At 62.1% G+C, this 21,731-nt stretch carries 17 protein-coding genes; 6 read left to right on the forward strand and 11 right to left on the reverse strand.

Annotated features, from left to right (window positions below; genetic code table 11):
• From ACVVH8_RS17080 to ACVVH8_RS17100, 5 genes are read left to right on the forward strand one after another with little or no spacing between them, the layout of a single operon-like run.
• Nucleotides 1–363: an STAS domain-containing protein gene (locus tag ACVVH8_RS17080; protein WP_103302387.1), complete on the forward strand. Its 363-nt coding sequence runs from the start codon at nucleotides 1–3 to the stop codon at nucleotides 361–363.
• On the forward strand, nucleotides 360–764 hold the full coding sequence (locus ACVVH8_RS17085; RefSeq protein WP_103302388.1) for an anti-sigma regulatory factor: 405 nt from the start codon (nucleotides 360–362) through the stop codon (nucleotides 762–764). The genes ACVVH8_RS17080 and ACVVH8_RS17085 overlap by 4 nt, the downstream gene beginning before the upstream one ends.
• Complete coding sequence (locus ACVVH8_RS17090; RefSeq protein WP_103302474.1) at nucleotides 761–1,771, forward strand: ATP-binding protein; 1,011 nt, start codon at nucleotides 761–763, stop codon at nucleotides 1,769–1,771. The genes ACVVH8_RS17085 and ACVVH8_RS17090 overlap by 4 nt, the downstream gene beginning before the upstream one ends.
• Entirely contained in the window at nucleotides 1,764–2,639 is an 876-nt protein-coding gene (locus tag ACVVH8_RS17095) for a sensor histidine kinase (RefSeq protein ID WP_475225092.1), read from the forward strand. Before ACVVH8_RS17090 ends, ACVVH8_RS17095 begins: the two co-directional genes overlap by 8 nt.
• Nucleotides 2,629–4,551, forward strand: a complete 1,923-nt coding sequence (locus tag ACVVH8_RS17100; RefSeq protein WP_475225094.1) for a response regulator — start codon at nucleotides 2,629–2,631, stop codon at nucleotides 4,549–4,551. Before ACVVH8_RS17095 ends, ACVVH8_RS17100 begins: the two co-directional genes overlap by 11 nt.
• 292 nt (nucleotides 4,552–4,843) lie before the next feature.
• Here the strand turns inward: ACVVH8_RS17100 and ACVVH8_RS17105 are convergent, their stop codons facing one another.
• From ACVVH8_RS17105 to ACVVH8_RS17155, 11 genes are all read right to left on the reverse strand, one after another.
• Nucleotides 4,844–7,477: an excinuclease ABC subunit UvrA gene (locus tag ACVVH8_RS17105; RefSeq protein WP_475225096.1), complete on the reverse strand. Its 2,634-nt coding sequence runs from the start codon at nucleotides 7,475–7,477 to the stop codon at nucleotides 4,844–4,846.
• A gap of 227 nt (nucleotides 7,478–7,704) precedes the next feature.
• The gene (locus ACVVH8_RS17110; RefSeq protein WP_103302392.1) at nucleotides 7,705–9,816 is read right to left on the reverse strand and encodes a hybrid sensor histidine kinase/response regulator; all 2,112 of its coding nucleotides are present in this window, start codon (nucleotides 9,814–9,816) and stop codon (nucleotides 7,705–7,707) included.
• A gap of 134 nt (nucleotides 9,817–9,950) precedes the next feature.
• The gene (locus ACVVH8_RS17115) at nucleotides 9,951–10,640 is read right to left on the reverse strand and encodes a GntR family transcriptional regulator (RefSeq protein ID WP_401297020.1); all 690 of its coding nucleotides are present in this window, start codon (nucleotides 10,638–10,640) and stop codon (nucleotides 9,951–9,953) included.
• Nucleotides 10,641–10,860: 220 nt separating this feature from the next.
• On the reverse strand, nucleotides 10,861–11,520 hold the full coding sequence (locus ACVVH8_RS17120; protein ID WP_103302394.1) for a DUF799 domain-containing protein: 660 nt from the start codon (nucleotides 11,518–11,520) through the stop codon (nucleotides 10,861–10,863).
• Nucleotides 11,517–11,885 (reverse strand): DUF4810 domain-containing protein, encoded by a 369-nt coding sequence (locus ACVVH8_RS17125; RefSeq protein ID WP_103302395.1) that lies wholly within the window; start codon nucleotides 11,883–11,885, stop codon nucleotides 11,517–11,519. The genes ACVVH8_RS17120 and ACVVH8_RS17125 overlap by 4 nt, the downstream gene beginning before the upstream one ends.
• A gap of 29 nt (nucleotides 11,886–11,914) precedes the next feature.
• Complete coding sequence (locus ACVVH8_RS17130; protein WP_166223043.1) at nucleotides 11,915–12,601, reverse strand: CsgG/HfaB family protein; 687 nt, start codon at nucleotides 12,599–12,601, stop codon at nucleotides 11,915–11,917.
• A 331-nt stretch (nucleotides 12,602–12,932) separates the two neighbouring features.
• Nucleotides 12,933–16,010: an error-prone DNA polymerase gene (locus tag ACVVH8_RS17135; RefSeq protein WP_475225099.1), complete on the reverse strand. Its 3,078-nt coding sequence runs from the start codon at nucleotides 16,008–16,010 to the stop codon at nucleotides 12,933–12,935.
• A complete protein-coding gene (locus ACVVH8_RS17140; protein ID WP_103302398.1) occupies nucleotides 16,007–17,422 on the reverse strand; it encodes a Y-family DNA polymerase in 1,416 nt (471 codons plus the stop codon). The genes ACVVH8_RS17135 and ACVVH8_RS17140 overlap by 4 nt, the downstream gene beginning before the upstream one ends.
• A gap of 7 nt (nucleotides 17,423–17,429) precedes the next feature.
• Nucleotides 17,430–18,047: a translesion DNA synthesis-associated protein ImuA gene (gene imuA / locus ACVVH8_RS17145; protein ID WP_053120911.1), complete on the reverse strand. Its 618-nt coding sequence runs from the start codon at nucleotides 18,045–18,047 to the stop codon at nucleotides 17,430–17,432.
• Nucleotides 18,047–18,664 (reverse strand): transcriptional repressor LexA, encoded by a 618-nt coding sequence (gene lexA, locus ACVVH8_RS17150; RefSeq protein WP_103302399.1) that lies wholly within the window; start codon nucleotides 18,662–18,664, stop codon nucleotides 18,047–18,049. The genes imuA and lexA overlap by 1 nt, the downstream gene beginning before the upstream one ends.
• Before the next feature lie 166 nt (nucleotides 18,665–18,830).
• Nucleotides 18,831–19,748, reverse strand: a complete 918-nt coding sequence (locus tag ACVVH8_RS17155) for a LysR family transcriptional regulator (protein WP_475225101.1) — start codon at nucleotides 19,746–19,748, stop codon at nucleotides 18,831–18,833.
• Nucleotides 19,749–19,851: 103 nt separating this feature from the next.
• Between ACVVH8_RS17155 and ACVVH8_RS17160 the strand changes: the two genes are divergently transcribed.
• Nucleotides 19,852–21,594 (forward strand): amidohydrolase, encoded by a 1,743-nt coding sequence (locus ACVVH8_RS17160; protein WP_475225103.1) that lies wholly within the window; start codon nucleotides 19,852–19,854, stop codon nucleotides 21,592–21,594.
• The last annotated feature ends 137 nt before the right edge of the window (nucleotides 21,595–21,731 follow it).

Genomic DNA, 21,731 nt, shown 5'->3' on the forward strand with positions numbered 1-21,731 from the left:
ATGGAACGTATTCCGATTCTTCAAATGGGTGACTTCCTGCTGGTGACCATCCAGGTCGACATGCATGACCAACTCGCCCTGACCCTGCAGGACGATCTGTCCGAACGCATCAGCAAAACCTCGGCGCGCGGGGTGTTGATCGACATCTCGGCGCTGGACATGGTCGATTCGTTCATTGGTCGGATGATCAGTACGATCTCCGGGCTGTCGAAAATCATGGACGCCGAAACCATGCTGGTCGGCATGCAACCGGCGGTGGCGATCACCTTGGTCGAACTCGGCCTGACCCTGCCCGGCGTCAGCACGGCGCTGAACGTCGAGCGGGGGATGAAACTGCTGCGAGAACGAGTACTTGCGCAATGATCGTGCGCAGCAGCGGAACTCAACCCATCCATATCGAGCAGGACGTGGTGCTGGCGCGCCAGACTGCACGCAAACTGGCGACCGAGTGCGGCATGCGCCTGATCGACCTGACCAAAATGGTCACGGCGGTCAGTGAACTGGCGCGCAACACCATGGTTTATGGTGGCGGCGGCGATATGGACTGGCAGATCCTCGATGACGATCACAAGGTCGGTTTGCGCCTGACCTTTCGCGACGAGGGTCCGGGCATTGCCGACATCAAACTGGCCATGACCGATGGCTGGACCTCCGGCAGCGGCATGGGGCTGGGCCTGACCGGCGCCAAACGCCTGGTCGAAGAGTTCGAACTGGACACCGAGCCTGGTAAAGGCACTCGCATAACGATTACCCGATGGACATGAACATCAGCGGGTCACTGACCCAGGTATTACTGATCGAAGACAACAGCCAGATCGGTCATGCCCGCCGTAGCGCACAACACCTCGCCGAACAACATGGTTTTGGTGAAAGCGATGCGGGGCGCGTGGCACTCATAGCCACTGAGCTGGCGAGCAACCTGCTCAAGCATGCCGGTCACGGCGAACTGCACCTGCGGTTGTTGCCGCGACAGGGCGACGCCGGTATCGAGTTGATCGCGGTAGACCGGGCCAAGGGTTTCGATCTGCAGGCGTGTCTGGCCGACGGTTTTTCCACCGGCGGCACTCAGGGCATTGGCCTGGGTGCGGTGTCACGCCAGGCCGACGTGTTTGACGTGTATGCCGACCATCGCGGCGCCGTGCTTCTCGCCCGGTTGTATCCGCGCAGCGACCGCCAGGCGGATCTGCTGTACGGCGTCAGCCAGCACTCACTGCATAACGATCCAGCCTGCGGCGATGTCTGGCATCTGGCGTATCACGGTGGCGACATCAGTGCACTGATCGTTGACGGTCTCGGTCACGGCGAGGACGCCGAGCGCGCCGGTCGGGCCGGAGAGCAAGCCTTCGCCGACGCGCCGTTCAGCTCCCCGGTGGTGCTGATGGAAGACATGCACCGCGAGATGATCGGCACCCGTGGCGGCGCCGTGGCGTTTGCACAGTTTCGCGCCGACCGCGCCAGCCTGACGTTTGCCGGGGTCGGCAACATCGGCGCAAGTCTGATTGCCGCTGACAAATCGCGCGGCCTGGCCTCACATCCCGGCATCGTTGGCGGCCAATACCGAAAAGCCCAGCCCTTTGACTATGCTCACGTGAACGGACATTTATTGATCATGTACAGCGACGGCTTGCAGTCCCGTTGGAATCTTCAAGACTACCCCGGTCTGGTGCACCGCCATCCCGCCGTGATAGCCAGCGTCCTGCACCGCGATTTCTGTCGCGGGCGCGACGATGTAACGGTACTGGTCGTTGCCCTGGAGGCCGCCCATGGCTGAGTCGCCCGACTTGAGCAATGCCGAACAGGCCGCGCTGATCGCGCAACTGCAAAGCGAAACGGCGGCCCTGCGTGAAGAACTCGACGAAACCAACCAGGGCGTGCTGGCGCTGTACGCCGAACTCGACACTCAAGCCGAAGAACTGCGTCAGGCCTCGGATCTGAAAAGCCGCTTTCTGTCGTACATGAGCCACGAATTTCGCACCCCGCTGGGTTCGATCCTCAGCGTCAACAGCTTGCTGGCCGACGAGCTGGACGGGCCGCTGAGCCCCGAACAGCACAAACAGGTGGCGTTCGTCAGCAGCGCTGCCCGTGAACTCAGCGACATGGTCGATGACTTACTCGATCTGGCGAAAATCGAGGCCGGTCGCATCAGCATCTCCCCTGCGTGGTTCGACATGTTTGACCTGTTCTCCGCCCTGCGCGGAATGTTCCGGCCGATTGTCGATGCGACGGCAGTGGACTTGATCTTCGAAGAACCGGTCGGCCTGCCGCGCCTGTACACCGACGACAAGAAACTCGCGCAGATCCTGCGCAATTTCATTTCCAACTCGCTGAAGTTCACCACCCGTGGCGAAGTGCGGGTCTCGGCGCGGCTTGAGGGTGCGGATAAGGTGCGCTTTGCCGTCAGCGACACTGGAATAGGTATCGCCGCCGAGTTGCATGGCGCATTGTTCGAGGACTTTTCTCAGGTCGACTCGCCTTTGCAGAAACGCCTGCGCGGCACCGGTCTGGGCCTGTCGTTGTGCAAACGCTTCGCCGCACTGTTGGGTGGCGAGGTCGGCATGGACAGCGCACCGGGGGTCGGTTCGACCTTTTCCGTGATCATTCCGTTGGCGATCGCTCAGGAGAACGTCGATGAAACGTGACATGCGCCTGTTGATCGTCGATGACAACGTCGCCACCCGCTACGCCTTGCGCAAGCGTCTGGAACGCCACGGCTATGAGGTGCTGGAGGCTGGCACCGGTACCGACGGCCTGGCGTTGATCGAGCGCGAACCGCTCGATGCGCTGATTCTCGACGTCAACCTGCCGGACATGAGCGGCTTCGACATCGTGCGCATCCTGCGGGCCGACACGCGCACCGCGTTGCTGCCGGTAATCCATGTCTCGGCCGCGTCGATCCAGACCGGCGACATCATCACCGGCCTCAACGCCGGGGCCGATGCCTACCTGATTCATCCGGTCGACCCGGACGTGCTGCTGGCGACCTTGCGCACGCTGCTGCGGGTGCGCGACACGGAAAATGCCCTGCGCGAAAGCGAGGCGCGGTTTCGCGAGATTTTCGCCAATGTTTCCGCGCCGATTGCGGTGCTCGACGCCAATCTCAAGGTGCATGAGTGCAACCACGCATTCAACCAACTGATTCTGGATAACCAGGGTTCACAAACCCTGAGCGAATGTTTTGCCGACGAACAAGGCGCCATTCTCAATGAACTGCGTTTGCGCCTGGTTGATGGCGAGCGCTGGAAAGGCACGCTGAACATGCGCGTGCAGGGTGAAATTCGCGAAACCGAGTGGCAGATTTCGCCATATCGCACGCCACAACTGAGCCTGGTGTTCGTCGAGGACGTCACCGAACACCGCCATCGCGAACGTTCGCATCTGGCCCGGCTGGACGACACCACCACGCAACTGGCGCGTGCCGAATCGCAGCTGCTGCAAGTGCAGAAAATGGATGCGCTGGGCAAGCTCACCGGCGGCATCGCCCACGACTTCAACAACCTGCTGACCGGCATCATCACCAGCCTTGAGTTGATCCAGAAACGCATCGCCGATGACCGACCGGACAAGGTCAAGCTGTACGCTGAGGCGGCGCTGAATTCAGCGATGAGCGCGGCCGCCCTCACCCATCGTCTGCTGGCGTTCGCTCGCCAGCAACCGCTGGACACGCGGCCAGTGGATATCAACGAACACGTGCGTTCACTTGAAGAACTGTTGGTGCGCACCATCGGTGAACGGATTGCCCTCAAGCTTGAGCTGACCAACAAACCGGCAATTGCCCTGGTCGATCCGAGTCAGTTGGAAAGCGCAATGCTGAACCTGGTGATCAATGCCCGCGACGCGCTGCCTCAGGGCGGCAACATCTGGGTCAGCACTTACGCGGCGTATTCCCACGGCGATCCGAATCTGGCCGATGGCGCTTATGTCGCGTTGTCGGTGCGCGATGACGGCACCGGTATTGAGCACAACGTGATCGACAAGGTGTTCGATCCGTTCTTCACCACCAAACCCCTGGGTCAGGGCACCGGGCTGGGGCTGTCGACGATTTATGGTTTTGCCCGCCAGTCCGGCGGCGATGCACACATCCGCAGCGTGGCCCGACGCGGCACCGAAGTGACGATCATGCTGCCGGCCACCAGCGATCCGACCGGGGTCGATATTCCAGCGGTGACGGTCAATCCGCAAGGCACTGGCGAGCATGTGTTGATTGTCGAAGACATGCCGTCGGTGCGCATGTTCGTCACTGAAGTGCTGGAGGATGCCGGCTATCGCTGCACCCAGGCGGCTGACATCGAAACCGCGCTGGAGCGTCTGCAAAATGACCCGTCGATCAACCTGCTGCTGAGCGACGTCGGCTTGCCGCGCATGAGCGGCCGCGAACTGGCAGACATTGCCCGGGGCTGGCGCGAGGGATTGCCGATCCTGTTCATGACCGGCTACACCGAAACCGCGATCAACCGCCAGGTATTCCTCGGCGAGGGCATGGATCTGCTGATCAAACCGTTCCAGATCAGCGAACTGCTCGACAAGGTTCGCCGCACGATCGACGGCGCCTGACCCACCGCTATCGCTGGCAAGCCAGCTCCCACATGTTTTGCGGTGTACCTGGAATATCAATACACACCAAATCCCACAGGTTTTGCGGTGTACCTGGAATATCAGTACACACCAGACCCACAGTTTGGGGTGTACCTGAAATATCAGTACACACCAGATCCCACAGTTTGGGGTGTACCTGAAATATCACTACACACCAGATCCCACAGTTTGGGTGTACCTGGAATACCAGTACACACCGGTCACTGTGGGAGCTGGCTTGCCAGCGATGAGGGCAGAACGGTCGGCGCTGTTATCGGCTCAAGGCGCGGGTGAGGAACGGCGCTGTCCGGCTCTTCTTGCTGGCGGCGACTTTCTGCGGGGTGCCGGCGACAACGATCTTGCCACCCTGATCCCCTGCCCCCGGGCCGATGTCGATCACCCAGTCACTCTGCGCCACCACGCGCATTTCATGCTCGACCACAATCACCGTGTGCCCCGCTGTCACCAGCGTATCCAACTGTTCCAACAGCCGATCGACATCACGCGGATGCAGGCCGGTGGTCGGTTCATCCAGTACATACAAGGTTGCGCCACGCTGATTGCGCTGCAACTCGGTGGCCAGTTTGATCCGTTGCGCCTCGCCCCCGGACAATTCCGTAGCCGGTTGGCCGAGCCGCAGATAACCCAGGCCGATATCGTGCAACACCTCCAGCGAACGGCGAATACCCGGCTGCCCGGCAAACACCGCCAGCGCTTCATCGACGGTCAGTTGCAACACCTGCGCGATGCTCAAGCCTTCCCATAAAACTGCCAAAGTCTGCGGGTTGTACCGTGCGCCATGACAGGTCGTGCAAGGTGCATACACGCTGGGCATGAACAGCAACTCGACACTGACAAACCCTTCACCTTCGCACGTGGCGCAACGGCCCTTGGCGACATTGAAGGAAAACTGCCCGGCGTCATACCCCGCCGCCCGCGCTTCGGGCGTCGCGGCGAACAGCTTGCGCACGTTGTCGAACAGCCCGGTGTACGTCGCCAGATTGGAACGTGGTGTGCGGCCGATAGGTTTCTGATCGACCTGCACCAGCCGTTTTATCGACTCCAGACCGGCAATGACCTGACCGCTGCTGACCTGCGGCGCATCGTCTTCAAGACTGGGTTCTTCAGTTTCAGTCTCGACGGGCGGACGTCCCAGTTGCGCACCGACCAGTTCCAGCAACGCCTGACTGACCAGACTCGACTTGCCGGAACCGGACACACCCGTCACCGAAGTGAAACAGCCCAAGGGAAATTCGGCGCTGAGGTTGCTCAGGTTATTGCGGCTGATGCCCGCCAGTTTCAGCCAGCCCGAGGGCTTGCGCGCCGCCCGTGTCGGGCGCTGCTGGTCGGCGAACAGATAGGCGCGGGTCTGCGACTCTTCAACCTCGGCCAGCCCGGCAGGCGGGCCGCTGTACAACACCCGCCCGCCCTTCTCGCCCGCCGCTGGCCCGACATCGATCAGCCAGTCGGCGCGGCGCATGGTTTCCAGGTCATGCTCGACGACAAACAGCGTATTGCCATCGGCCTTCAAGCGCTGCAAGGCCTCGAACAGCGCTTCGCCATCGGCGGGATGCAGACCGGCAGAAGGCTCGTCGAGCACGTAGATCACCCCGAACAACTGCGAGCCCAATTGCGTGGCCAGACGCAACCGCTGCAACTCACCGGACGACAATGTCGGCGTGCTGCGCTCCAGTGCCAGATAGCCCAGACCCAGATCGGTCAGGGTACTGACCCGCTCCAGCAGATCCTCGGCAATCCGTTGCGCGGCCAGACGCTTTTCCAGTGACAGGTTCGGCGTGTGGCGCACATCCGGCGCGCTGGCGTGGCCACTGGCACCCTGGGCGACACGTTGCTGACGCGCTGCACGGGTCTGCGCATGGCTCAAGGTCTCGCCGGTTTCCTCGGCATGATCCAGGTAACTCGTCGCCGCCACCGGCCGCAACACTTCGGCGACTTGCAGCAGCGGCATTTGCGACAGCTCGCCAATGTCGTACCCGGCAAACGTCACCGACAACGCCTCACGCTTCAGACGTTTGCCCCCGCACAACGGGCAAGGGCTGCCAAGCATGAACTGCGCAACGCGCTTCTTCATCAGCGCACTTTGCGAATGCGTGAACGTGTGCAGGATGAAGTGGCGCGCGCCAGTGAAAGTGCCCTGATAACTCGGCTCCATCTTGCGCTTGAGGGCTACGCGGGTTTCTTCCGGGGTCAGCCCGGCGTACACCGGCACGGTCGGGGTTTCTTCGGTGAAGAGAATCCAGTCGCGCTGTTTCTTCGGCAACTTGCGCCACGGGATGTCGACGTCGATGCCCATGGTCACGAGGATGTCGCGCAGGTTCTGCCCCTGCCATGCCAGCGGCCAGGAGGCGACGGCGCGTTGGCGAATGGTCAGGTTCGGATCGGGCACCATCAGCGCTTCGGTGACTTCATACACCCGGCCCAGACCATGACATTGGGGGCAGGCGCCCTGCGGCGTGTTCGGCGAAAAATCCTCGGCGTACAACATTGCCTGCCCCGGCGGATAACTGCCGGCGCGGGAATAAAGCATGCGGATCAGGCTCGACAGTGTGGTGACGCTACCCACCGACGAGCGCGTGCTCGGTGTCCCGCGTTGCTGTTGCAGCGCCACGGCGGGCGGCAGGCCTTCGATGGAATCGACATCCGGCACACCGACCTGATCGATCAGCCGTCGCGCATACGGCGCCACCGATTCGAAATAGCGCCGTTGCGCTTCGGCATACAAGGTCGAGAACGCCAGCGACGACTTGCCCGACCCGGACACCCCGGTGAACACCACCAGGGCATCGCGGGGGATGTCGACGTCGACATTCTTCAGGTTGTGCTCACGGGCGCCGCGCACCCGAACCATGCCGTCGGGTGCTTTGGAAGAACGTTTGGAAGTCATTGGCGGGCCTTTTCTGGAAAATTACAATCTCCGTAATTGCCGAGATTCTTGTGGCTAGTGACGCTGTTGTGGTGAGGGGAATTATCCCCGATTGGCTGCGCAGCAGTCATAGATACTGATAAGGCGGTTCATCTGGAAAACGGCTTGGGAGCGCTGCGCACTCCATCGGGGATAAATCCCCTCGCCACAAATAATCATCTGTCCCCTGAAAACACTTCTGTCGCAGGTCATGCACCCAACACCGAACGAATCATCTGCAACAACGCTTCGGGGCCATAAGGTTTGCCTAACAAATGTGTGTCGGGGCTGAGTTGGTGATTGCGCGAAATGATGTCGCGGGTGTGCCCGGAGGTGAACAGCACCGCCACCGGCGGCGACTGCACCTTGGCCCACGCCGCCAGGTCGGAGCTCTTGATCAGCCCCGGCATGACCACGTCGGTGAAAATCAGATCGATGTCAGCGCCCTCCAGCAGCATTTGCATCGCCACATCGCCATTGGCGGCAGTCAGCACGCGATAGCCTTCCTCGCGCAGCAATTCCATCGCCGAGGCGCGCACTGCGTCGTTGTCCTCGACCACCAGAATCGTTTCGTGCCCCCCGTGCTGCTGCGGGTCGATGCTCGGCGACTCATCAACGATCGTGCGCAGGCTGCGCGGAAAGTACAACTGCACCCGCGTCCCCTCGCCCACGGTGCTGTCGATCTCGACATGCCCGCCGCTCTGCTTGACGAAGCCGAACACCATGCTCAGGCCGAGCCCGGTGCCCTGGCCGTCGGCCTTGGTGGTGAAGAACGGCTCGAAGACCTGCTCGAGCATCTGCGGCGGGATGCCCACGCCGGTATCGCTGACCGCTACGCGGACAAACTCCCCCGGGAGAATGCCTTTACCGATGCAGAACTCGCGCTCGAGCCTTACATTGGACGCGCTGAGTTCAATGGTGCCCTCGCCCTTCATCGCATCGCGGGCATTGATGGCCAGGTTGAGAATGGCGTTTTCCAGTTGATTGCGGTCGACGTTGATGTGCCACGGCTCGTGCGGCAACTGCACGTCGATCTGGATGGTTTCGCCCAATGCCCGTTGCAGTAACTCACCCACCCCTTCGAAAATTTTCCGCGGATTGCACACTGCGGGTGACAGCGGTTGACGGCGGGCGAACGCGAGCAATTGCGACGACAGCTTGGCGCCACGCTCGACCGCTGCCAGCGAGGCGCTGACCCGCCGTTGTACGTTGGCGTTGTCCGGCTCATGGCGCGCCAGCAAATGCAGGTTGCCGGCGATCACTTGCAACAGGTTATTGAAGTCATGGGCGACGCCACCGGTGAGTCCGCCAATCGCTTCGAGCTTCTGCGACTGACGCAATTGTTCTTCGGCGGTCAGGCGCGCCTCGACTTCATCGGCCACACGCTGCTCAAGGTTACGGGTGAATTTCAGCAGCGATTCTTCGGCGGTCTTGCGTTCATGGATATCGATCAGGACGCCGGGGAAACGCAAGGCCTGGCCGCGCTCGTTGAACTCGCAGCCGCCGCTGGCCAGAACCCACAGGTAACTACCATCGCTGCGCAACACCCGGTATTCGGCGTTATATGGCTCGCCGGTCTGCACGCAATGGGCGACGCGTTCCTGTACCCAGGCGCGGTCATCGGGGTGAATACGTGATTCGGCAATGTGCTGCGCCAGATTGCTCAGGTCATGCTCCGGCGGATAGGAAAACGTGCGGGCAAAACGCTCATCGGCCGACAGCACATTGTTCTTCACGTCCCAGACGAAAGAACCGAGCAAGGCCCCGGCATTCAGCGCCAGCCGCACCCGCTCGTTGTCAGCGCGATAGGCTTCCTCGGCGGCCTGGCGCAAACGCTCGGAACGAATGAATTCGGTGGTTTCCACCACCATCGCCATCACCCCGGACGGGCGTCCTTCGTCGTCAGCCACGGGGCTGTAATAGAGATCCATCCAGACATCTTCGGGCACGCCGTTGCGCAGCAGCACCAGTTCCTTGTTGCGATACGACAAGGTGCCGCCGGCCAGACAGGTGTCCACCACATGCCGGTTGAACTCGGCGACCTCCGGCCAGCCCAGCTCCACCGGAGAGCCCAGCAGGTACGGATGGCGGCCACCGGCGAATTCGGAGTAGGCATCGTTGTAGATCATGTAACCGGCATGCCCCCAGAGCATCACCATCGGCAGCGGCGAAGCGAGCATCATCTGCACCGTGCTGCACAGGCTGGCCGGCCAGTCCTGCAACGGACCTAGTTCAGTGGCGCTCCAGTCAAACGCACAAATGCGTCCGGCCATTTCGCCTTTCCAGCCGCCACAGCCGTGGCTATCCGATAAAAACTGCATCGACTGACTCAGTGTCCTGTGGTGGTTGCCCGATAAACCGCGACGCCCAATACAACGCAACGCCCGTGTGTTTCGAGCGTCGCCGAACGCATTGGTTTCATTAGAGGTATAGCCGATTTCGCTCTACCCGGAACTCAGACCCCGATCAAGTGCTTGAGCGGATGGTAGCCAGTTTTCATCTTCGCGGCGACGTCCAGAATCGCCTTCTCGATGCCATTGAGATGCACGCAGGTCAACTCGATGGCGGCGCTCTGATTACCGGCCTCGATGTACTCGATCAGGCGCAAGTGTTCATCGTCGCGGCAGGCTTCGTGGCTGTCGTCATCCAGCGCGGCGGCGTACAGCGATGCGCGGGAAATCAGCTTCTGGAACCAGTCGAGCAGCACCGGGTTGTTGAGGCTGCGCGCCAGTTTGATGTGGAACTCGCCGAGCAGGTGAATCAGCCGTTGGTGATCCCCCGCCGCGTGCGCTTGGTCTTCCAGGAGCAGGTGCTCGCGCAGATCCTGCATCGCTGCCGTGTCCTTGCGCCGGCACAGTTCGGTGACGATGCCGATCTCGATCAGGCGCCGGGTTTCGAATAGCGAGCGGATCTCTTCGTTGCTCGGCAACGACACCGATGCACCCTTATTGGGCTCGGTAGTGACCAGTCCATCGGCCTCCAATTGCTTGAGCGCGGCACGCACCGACGTGCGGCTGACATTGAATAACTCCGCCAACGAGGCCTCGCCCAGCTTCATGCCAGGGCGCAACGAGCGCTTGCTGATCGCCTCGTAAACCCCTTGGTAGACGCGGTCGACCGTGGTTTCCGGTTTCTTTTCGGTCATTCGAAAGCTCCTTCAATGCTGGCAGCGCAGCCGGGCGCATTAACTGCCGCGCAGAATATCGCCTTCAGCGTGAAGATGCAGGTTCTTGATCAAGAGTTGAATGAGAGCGCGGTCGTGCGAGTGCGGGGGGCGACCTGGACAGAGGAGTCCAGTGCGAGGGGTCAACAGATGTGGCGAGGAAGATTGCTCCCTCGCCACAAAGGCATCAGTGTTTCAAGGCTTAGTCGGTGCCGTATTTCGGCGAACGCGGCCCGTACAGCAGGCCCGCCGGATGCCCGGCCGACAGCAGGCGATTGCTCGCCACACCGGCAATCGGATAACCGGCATCGGTGGAGCTGTTGATGATCTGCTTCACCGCCGCCGTGATCAGCATGCCGATCAGACCGCCGCCACTGTTGTTGCCGCCCTCTTCGCTCGACGCCCGCGCCGAGCCGGTCCACAGCGTCGTACCGGTTTTCAGATCAACCAGTTTCGCTGTCGCCGTCACCGCCGTTTCGCTGCTGATCACCATGTAACGCGTACCGTACTCGGTCACGGTGATGTACAGCGCCGCGTCGGCGCCGAAGATTTCCTTCAGCTTGGCCGGTGGTGCCTGATGGATGTCATCCGGGGTGGTCAGGCCGTTCTGGCGGAACGTCTCGTCGACCAACGTGATGGGCAACACGTAGTAACCGGCCTCGGCCAGCGGGAACGTCACCTGCGACAGCAGGCTGTACGACGCCTTGACGTCCGGCGAGGTGTTCAGCGGCGGCAACACCAGAATGCTTTTCGGCCGGGCTTGCTTGTACGCCGAATAGTCCACGGACTTGGGAGCGACGCAGCCACCGAGCACGGTCAACGCCAGCGCTGCGCCCAACAGTTTTACTACGCGCGAGATCATTGGGCTTCACCGGTCTTGGCGTTTTTTAGCAGAAAGTCCATGTAAGTCCCGGACTCGGGAAACAGGGTCTTCTCGGTGCGCAACTGCTGCACCATCTGATCGTCCTTGCCCATGCTCAGGTACAGCAGACCGAGATGTGCGTGGTAACCCGGCGGAACGGCTTTGCCACTGGCGCGGATCTTTTGCAGATCGGCTTCCAGCGCTTCGGCCTGGGCTTCTTTCGGCGTTTCGCTTTTGAAGTATTCGTAGACCTGCGGCTGGTAGCCTTCCCACTGATACAGGGTTTGCGGACTGCTGCAACCGGCCAGCAAGGCGCTGGCGGCCAGCGTCAGGGCCATCAGCGGCCGCGACAGAATCGAATTCATGGTGTGTTGCTCCTTGCAAATGGGGGCTCTCAGTTGCCCGGTTTCCAGGCACCGGCGTTCATGCCATCGACCAGACGATTGATCGCCTCGCGCATGGCCAGATCGAGAACTTTGCCGTTGAGGGTCGAGTCGTAGGCAGCGGTGCCGCCGAAGCCGATGATTTCGCGGTTGGACAAGGCATACTCGCCGGCGCCCTGGGTCGAATACACCACTTCGGACGTGCTGATATTGACGATGTTCAGGTTGACCTTGGCATAGGCAACCTGGGTCTTGCCGCGGCCGAGAATGCCGAACAACTGGTGATCGCCCGTCTCTTTGCGGCCGAACTCGGTGACGTCACCGGTGACCACGTAATCGGCGCCTTTGAGACGCTGGGCCTGGCCCTTGATCGCCGCTTCCTGTTGGATTTCGCCCATGTTGTCGCGATCCAGCACGCTGAAGCGATTGGTCTGCTGCAAGTGGGTGATCAGGATGGTCTTGGCCTGACCGCCTAGACGATCGACGCCATCGGAGAAGATCCCGCGCATGTAGCTGGAGCGGTTATCGAACTTGCCCACCGCCATTGGCACGCGAACACCGGTCCAGACTTGCGTGGCGCTTTCAACTTTAGCCACTGGCAACGCGCGGGAGCTTTCGGTGGCGCAGCCGGAGAGCGTGGTGGCCAGCGTGCCAAGCACGGCGATGGCAACGCCCGAGACCAACATCCGGGAGATCATTCTCACTGGGTATTCCTTCTTGAAAAACGGTATGTCCCGGCGTGATAAAGCGCTGGGCAGCGGAAAAGGGCCGGCATTATGACAAAGTGCCATCACTGAAGACAGATTTTTTTGACGTCAGTTAATTGGCTTGGCTTGGTCGTACACAAATCCACTGTGGCAGCGAGCCTGCTCGCGAAAGCGGTGTATTGATCGTTCCCACGCTCTGCGTGGGAATGCAGCCACGGACGCTCCGCGTCCGCTGTGACGCGGAACGTCACGGGAGGCGTTACCACGCAGAGCGTGGGAACGATCAGACAGGAGGTTTTGTGTTTGGCCTGAGGTGGAAGAATCAGTGGAAATCGCGGCTCTGCACGCGGATGCCGTTGAGCAGCGGGCTCAGGTCGCTCAGACGCCCGGCGATCAGGTGGCGCACTTCGCCTTGACGTTCCCAGCGGCCATCGACCCTGAGCAGTTGCGAGCCGACAAGCACCTGGCGCTGACGCTCGGCCAGATCGCGCCAGACCACCACATTGACGTTGCCGAACTCATCTTCCAAGGTGACAAAGGTCACGCCGCTGGCGGTGCCCGGTCGTTGCCGGCCCGTGACCAGACCGGCAATGCTCACCGGCCGCCCGTGTTCAACATCGAGTAACTCTTGCGAACTGCGGCAGCGCAGCGCCTTCAATTCGCCGCGCAACAGCGCCAGCGGATGCGGCCCCAGCGTGGTGCCCACCGTCGTGTAATCGGCGTGCAGATCCTCGCCGACGCTGGGTTTTGGCAGCACCACATCAGGCTCTTCCTGGCTCGGCAATCCGGCAAACAACCCAAGTTGTTTCTGCACCCCGGCGACTTCCCAGCGCGCCCGGTGACGATGCCCGGCCAGGCCGCGTAATGCTCCGGAATCCGCCAGCAACGCCTGCGCCCGACTGTCGAGCGCAGCCCGCTCGCCCAGGTCGGCAACGTCGGCAAACGCCCCACGCGCACGCGCCGCTTCAATGCGCTGGGCATCGTCTTCGCGAAAACCCTTGATCATGCGCAGGCCCATGCGAATCGCCGGTTGCGCGCCGCTGATCGGTTCCAGGCTGCAATCCCAGTCACTGGCGCGCACGTCCACTGGACGAATCTGCAACTGATGCCGCCGGGCGTCCTGGAGAATCTGATCGGGGCTGTAGAAACCCATCGGCCAACTGTTGATCAGCGCACAGGCGAAGGCCGCCGGTTCGTGGCACTTGAGCCAGCAACTGGCGTAGGTCAACAAGGCGAAACTGGCGGCGTGGGATTCGGGGAAACCGTAGCTGCCGAAACCCTTGATCTGCTCGAAGATCTGCGCGGCGAATTCTTCCGTGTAGCCGTTTTTCTTCATGCCGGCGGCCAGACGTGCCTTGTGCGGCTCCAGACCGCCGTGACGTTTCCACGCGGCCATGGAGCGGCGCAACTGATCGGCCTCACCGGGGCTGTAGTCGGCGGCGACAATGGCGATCTGCATCACCTGTTCCTGAAACAGCGGTACGCCGAGGGTTCTTTCCAGCACCACCTTGAGTTCTGGCGACGGATAGGTTTCCTCTTCTTCCTTGTTCCGCCGGCGCAGATACGGATGCACCATCCCGCCCTGAATCGGCCCCGGCCGGACGATGGCCACTTCGATCACCAGATCATAGAACTTCGCCGGTTTCAGGCGCGGCAGCATCGACATCTGTGCCCGCGATTCGATCTGGAACACGCCGATGGTGTCGGCGCGGCTGATCATCTCGTAGGTCGGTTTGTCTTCGGCCGGGATGTTCGCCAGGCTCAGGTCCATATTGCGATGGCGGCGCAGCAAGTCGAAACAGCGGCGGATCGCGCTGAGCATGCCCAGCGCGAGGATATCGACCTTGAGCAGCCCGACTGCGTCGAGATCGTCCTTGTCCCACTGAATGATCGTGCGGTCGGCCATTGCCGCGTTCTCCACCGGCACCAGTGTGTCCAGCGGCTGCTCGGAAATCACGAAACCGCCGGGGTGTTGCGACAGGTGCCGGGGGAAGCCGATCAGTTGCCCGGTCAGGCTCAACACCCGGCGCAGCACCGGGCTGTCGGGGTCAAACCCGCCTTCGAGCAAGCGCGCCACTGGCGGCGTTTCATCGCTCCAGTGGCCGCAGCAATCGGCCAATGCGTTGATCTGATCCGGCGGCAACCCCAGCGCCTTGGCCACATCGCGCACGGCCCCGGCGGCGTGATAGGTGCTGACCACCGCCGTCAGCGCCGCGCGATGACGGCCATAACGACGGAACACGTATTGCAGGACTTCTTCGCGGCGTTCGTGTTCGAAGTCGACATCGATGTCCGGTGGCTCGTTGCGCTCTTTGGACATGAAACGCTCGAACAGCAACGTCGTGCGATCCGGGTCGATTTCGGTGATACCCAAGGCAAAACACACCGCCGAGTTGGCCGCCGAACCCCGCCCCTGACAGAGGATGTGCTGCTTGCGAGCGAAGCTCACCACGTCGTGTACGGTGAGAAAGTAGCTTTCGTAGCCGAGTTCGGCGATCAGTTCCAGCTCAGCGTCGATCTGCTTGAGCACTTTGGCCTGCGGTCCTTGCGGCCAGCGCCAGGCGATGCCTTCTTCGGTCAAATGCCGCAACCAGGAACTGCCGGTATGCCCCTCCGGCACCAACTCCTTGGGGTATTGATAACGCAACTGGCCGAGATCGAAGGTGCAGCGTCGGGCCAGCTTCACTGATGCCTCCAGCAATGCCGACGGATACAGCTCGCGCACTACCTCAACGCTACGCAAATGCCGCTCGCCATTGGGATGTAAACGCAATCCGGCCTCGGCCACGGGTACGTGATGGCGGATCGCGGTCATGGTGTCCTGCAAGGCACGCCGGCCCCGGGCGTGCATATGCACATCGCCACTGGCCACGGCGGGAATCTGCAGCTCGGCGGCCAGACTCAGCAGCATCGCCAACCGTCGCTGATCGTCCTGCCCGCGATGCAGTTGTACCGCCAGCCACAGCCGTTCGCCGAAGGTCTGTTTCAGCCAGCGGCCCTCCTCCACATCCTCCACAGTGTCCGGCACCCACAACACCAACAACCCGGGCAGCGCTCCGCTGAAGTCCTCGCGCAGCACTTGATACTGGCCTTTCTGCGTACGCCGCCGGGCACGGGTGATCAAGCCGCACAGCGCCTGATAACCCTCAAGGTTCTCGACCAGCAGCACCAGTTTCGGGCCGTTGTCGATACGGATCTCGCTGCCGATGATCAGCGGCAGCTCAACGGATTTCGCCGCTTGCCAGGCGCGAACGATCCCGGCCAGGGTGCATTCGTCGGTGATCGCCAGCGCCTGATAGCCGTGCTTTTTCGCCCGCTGAAACAGTTCCAGCGCACTGGACGCACCGCGCTGAAAACTGAAGTTCGACAGGCAGTGCAGTTCGGCGTAGCCAGCGTTCATGCAAACCAGCCCTGCAGCCACAACGGACCGTCCTCGCCCACCGCCCGATAGGCCCAGCCTTGCTGACCGGCGCGGTTCTGGATCAGGTAGTAATCGCGACGCACATCGTCACCATCCCACCAGCCGGATTCGATGCGCTCGGGGCCCATGAGGATCCGCGCCGAACCTTGCGGCACGCTCTGCGGCTCGCCGAGCAACCAGCCCGGGCGGTGGACACTGGGCAAGCCTGAGCACGGTTGTTTATCGACGCCGTTTTGCCAGGCGCACTCTGGCCGATGATCCGCCTGAAAGCGCAGCCCTTGTACCGCGTCATCCCCCAGCCGAGCGCGCAGGCGTTCGCGCAATTGCTCCCAAGGCAAGGTCTGCTGCGGACGGTCGTCGAACAGCTCCTGAAACTGCGGCACAAAACTCGGCAGATCTTCGGCGCGCAAACGGAAGCCACGCACCGGTGCCTCGACCTGCACCTGCTCCAGCCGACCACGGGCCAGTTCGAAGAGCATCGCCGGATCGCGTTCGGCGCTGAGCAGACCGACCTTGATCACGGTGTCCGGCAGCCCGGCGTGTTCCAGATGCAGATCAAAGCGCTGCACGCCGCTGTCACGCCCGCACAGGAACGCCGACAGATCACCGGTCAGACGCCGTAACGGGAATAACAAGGCCTGATGGGATTGCACGTCGAAATTCAGCTCGATGCGCACATCGAAACGATCCGGCGGCAAGTAAAACTCCAGCGCCAATGGCCGCGCACCGAACAAGGTGTCGAGGTGTTTGAGCATCGGCGCCTCGAAACGCCGGGCCAGCGCCTGGCGCGGCAGGCTCTGCACCTGACTCAGATTGCGCAGGCCCATGCGCGACAACGCCGTGGCCACGCCCGGCTCCAGACCGACGCGGTCGATCGGCAACTGGCCGAGGTGATGCTGCAAGGCCTCGCCGTCCGGCACCACCAGCCCGTCATAAGCGTTGGCCAGAATGCGCGCGGCCGCCGGGTTGGGCGCCGCGACAATGCGATGACGGAAACCCAGATCGGTCAGTTCCTTGCGCAGTCGTGCTTCGAACTGCGCCCAGGAACCGAACAGGCCCAGGCTGGATTCGATCTCGAACACCACGGTGCGTGGGTAATGCACGCTGACCTGAGCACTGAAACCGTAGGCCCACGCGGCGAGAAACCGCTGCCAGTGTTCGACCTCGGCCACCTCGTAATCGGCGGTGGCGAAACCTTTGCTCATGGCCTGCGCGGCCGTCATCGACTGGCCGGGGCGCAAGCCGAGTTGGCGTGCCGCCGGGTTGACCGCTTGCAACACCCGACGCTGGGCCGGACCGCTCAGCAGCACCAACGGCTCAGCGGGATCGGGCCGCTGACGCAGCACGGCGTCGAGGGCCAATTGCGGAAAAACAATACACACCCAGCGCATGACGACCTCAATGCCCCACGGCAAAGGCAATCGGCGCTGTACGCGCCAGTCCGCCGCGGCACTTGAGGACGCGCAGTTGCGCAGGCTTGGCATCGATGGCAATGCGCAGCGCTGCCGGCGACGGGTTGACCGCTTCGCTCAACGGTCGCCAGGCGAATGCCAGGGTCTGGCCGGTTTCCGCCGCCACCTGCAAGCGCCGCAATGCGCGGTCGTCAGCCTTGTGCGGCCAGCACAGCACCGCGCCGCAACTGCCCGAACGCAGGCATTGTTCCGCGGCCCACAAGGCATCGCGTTCACTGGCCTGAATCACCGACAACTGGCGCAGATCGACCCCGGCGTTTTCCCATGCCTGCGGGTACGGCACAAACGGTGGCGCCACCAGCACGATGCGCTCGCCTGCCGCCGAGAGTCGCGCCAGCGTCGGCCAGACCAGTTGCAGTTCGCCGACACCGGGGCCGGCCAACAGAATTTCGCTCAGTGCCGCCTCCGGCCAGCCACCGCTGGGCAATGCCGCGTCCAGCGCGGCATGGCCGGTGGGTTGTGGACTGGCCGCCGGAGGCGCAGGCCGGCCCTTCCAGACCTGGCCGCCATTGAACAGCGTATCCAACGCAACAACGGCGCCCATCAGCCTTGCCTCACCAGACCGCAGAACACCCCTTCGATGGCCAGATCCTGATCATCGCCCACGACAATCGGCTGATACGCCGGGTTGCGCGGCAACAGCCGCACCGTGTCGCCGACACGTTCGAAACGTTTGATGGTGACTTCTCCGTCGAGCCGCGCCACGACGATCTGGCCGTTCAACGCCTCGGGATTACGCCGCACGCCGACCAGATCGCCGTCGAGAATGCCGTCCTCGATCATCGAGTCGCCCTGCACTCGCAGCATGTAATCGGGTGTGCGGGAGAACAACGCCGGGTCGAGCATCAAGCGGCTATGGATGTCGGCATCAGCGCCAATCGGTGCACCGGCGGCCACCCGACCGAGCACCGGGATGTCGAGCAATTCCGGACGTGGCGGTTGCCCGAGCAAACGAATGCCCCGGGCCTGATGCGGATTGACCTCGATAAACCCGGCTTCGGTGAGCGCCAGCACATGCTTGCGCGCCACGCTACGGGAGGCAAAACCAAAAGCCTCGCTGATTTCAGCGAGGCTTGGGGGCTGACCGTGTTCGGCGATGCGTTCGCGGATAAAGGTCAGGATGGCGGTACGGCGGGGAGTCAGGTTCGTCATGGAGTACATTTGTACTCCTGTAGGATTTTCCTGACAAGCGCCGCAGGTCGGCCTACCCCTTGATCGTTCCCACGCTCCGCGTGGGAATGCAGCCCGTGACGCTCCGCGTCACTGGACGCAGAGCGTCCCCAGAGGCATTCCCACGCAGAGCGTAGGAACGATCAAGGACTGGGTGTCAGTTGAGGCCGCGTTCGGCGAGGAATGCGCCGATGTAATCGATGAACGCCACGACTTTCGCCGTGGCCCGCCGATGGCTCGGGTACACCGCCAGAATGTGCGGGCCGAAGGTATCCGGGTCGATGTCGTAGTCGGCCATGACCCGCACCAGACGCCCGTCGGCAATGTACGGCGCGGCGCTCCACAGCGGCGTGTGCAGCAAACCGCGCCCGGCCAGGGCGCTGGCCAGCAACAGGTCGTAATTGTCACTGCGTAATAACGGTGTTGCAGGTTGTGCCAGGCTCAAGCGCTGGCCATCGCGCTCGGCCCACCAGAATTCACGGCTGAGCAACGGATGCCGGTACAGCAGCCATTCATGCTGATCGAGGGTTTGCGGGTTCACCGGCAAACCCTTGCGCGCCAGATATTCCGGGCTGCCGCAAAGGGCCAGGCGATTGCTGCCGACCACCCGCGCAATCAGCCCCGGCAGGTCATCATGGCCTTCGCGCAAGGCCAGGTCATAACCGCTTTCGAGCAGATTGACGAACGCGTCGCACAGATCCACTTGCAGGCTGATCTGCGGATATTGCTGCAAGAAACCGTCGCACACCTGATCGAGAAACGCCCGTCCATACGCCAGCGGCGCAGTGATTTTCAAGCTGCCGCGCAAACCATGTTGCAGCTGTTCGATTTCCTCGCCGGCCTCCTCCAGCCGCTGCAACACCAACCGTGCGGTTTCCAGATACACCCGGCCGATCTCGGTCAGCAAAATCCGCCGCGTGCTGCGTTCGAACAGCCGCGCGCCGAGTTCCGTTTCGAGGTGATTGACCGCTTTGGTCAGGGCCGACGGGGTCTTGCCGAGTTGCTCGGCGGCGCGACTGAAACTACCGAGTTGCGCCGTGACCACGAACATTTTCAATGCACCCAACTTGTCCATGCTTTTTCCATTCAGGCAAAAACGTTTTTCGTGAGGGAGGCGTTCTGTTGGCCGTTGCCAGCCACTAATCTGGCCATCAGACGCAATAACAAGGAAATCTTCAATGAAAAGATTCATCCCGAGCCTGCTGGCTGCCGCCGTAAGTTTTGCCTCGATGGAAGCCATGGCCGCTGCCGATCTGGTGCTGCTCAACGGCAAGATTTTCACCGCTGATCGCGCTCAACCCAAGGTTCAGGCACTGGCCGTAGAGAATGGCAAGGTGCTGAAAGTCGGCAGCGATGCGCAGATCAAAGCGCTGATCGAACCCGGTACCCAAGTGATCGACCTCAAAGGCAAAGCACTGATGCCCGGCCTGATCGACAGCCATTCCCACGCGATTTTCGGTGGACTGGAAATGGTCTCGGCGAACATGGAAGACGAAGTCGTCGCCCTCGATGAGCTGGAAAACAACCTGCGCACCTGGCGTGACGACGGTACGGCCAGACACGGCGATGTCTTGAGCATCGCGGGCATGAGTTCGAAGTACTGGGCACAAGCCGAAGCCTTGGGCAAAACCTTCAACAGTGGCGAATGGGCCAACGTGCCGGTGGTGTTCATTGGCAGTGACCACCACACCGCGTGGGCCAACAACGTCATGCTCAAGCGCGCCGGCATCGACGCCGCAATGCTGAAAACCCTGCCCGACGCGGAAAAAGACACCATCGGCAAACTGGCCAGCGGCGAACCCAACGGCTTTGTAGTCGATGCCGGTTGGGATCGGGTCGCCTCGAAAATGCCGGTGCCGAGTGCCGCCGACATGCTCAAAGCCGCACAGTCCGCCGTACGTTTCAATAACAGCCTCGGCATCACGGCGTGGATGGACCCCGCCGCCAACGCCGCACCGGGCGAAGCGGTTTTCGCCCTCAAGCCCACCGAGAAAACCGTCGGCGTGCTGCCGGCCTATAAGGCCTTGTCGGAAAGCGGCGACATGAGCGTCCACGTCGCCGCATTGTTAGTGGCCAATCCAAAAAGCGTGCCGGCCGACCTCGATACGCTGGACAAGGTGCGCCAGCAATTCCAGGGCATCCCCAACCTGACCCTGCCCGGCATCAAGATCTTCGCCGACGGCGTGATCGAATACCCGGCGCAAAGCGCAGCGATGATCGATCCCTACAGCAACTCGCACAAACAGGGCGAGTTGCTGATCGACCCGCAGCACTTCGGCGAACTGGTCAGCGCCATCGACCAGCGCGACTGGCTGGTGCACATTCATGCCATCGGCGACCGCGCGGTGCGCGAATCGCTGAACGGCATCGCCCAGGCGCGCAAGGATCGCCAGAGTGGCGTGACGCACTCGATCACCCACCTGCAAATGGTCAATCCAAAAGAGTTCGCCCGCTTCAAGCCGCTGAACGTGATCGCCTCGATGCAATTGCTCTGGGCCAGCGCCGACGATTACACCACCGACATGATCAAGCCCTACGTCAGCGCCCTCGCCTTTCGCTATCAATACCCGGCGCATTCGCTGCTGAAACAGGGCGCGACGATTGCCGGCGCCAGTGACTGGCCGGTGTCGTCGCCGAACCCGTTCAACGCCATGGCCCAGGCGATCACCCGCGTGGGCCCGCTGGGCGTGCTCAACGCCGACGAGCGTCTGGACCGCGAAACCATGTTCTACGCCTACACCGCCAACGCGGCGCGCACCATTGGCCTGGACCAGCAGATCGGTTCGCTGACACCGGGCAAACAGGCCGACTTCATCGTGCTCGACCGCGATGTGTTCAGCGTCGACGCCAAAGCCCTGCATGACACCCAGGTTTTGCAAACCTGGTTCGGCGGCCGTCAGGTCTACACCTCCGCCCAATAACACCAAAAATCCCCCTGTAGGAGTGAGCCTGCTCGCGATAGCGGTGTGTCAGTCACCATCAACGCTGAATGAACCACCGCTTTCGCGAGCAGGCTCGCTCCCACAAGGTCTGTGAGGGTGGCTGAGATTGCATTCCC

The sequence above is a fragment of the Pseudomonas trutticola BRTCR10 genome (assembly GCF_056155105.1).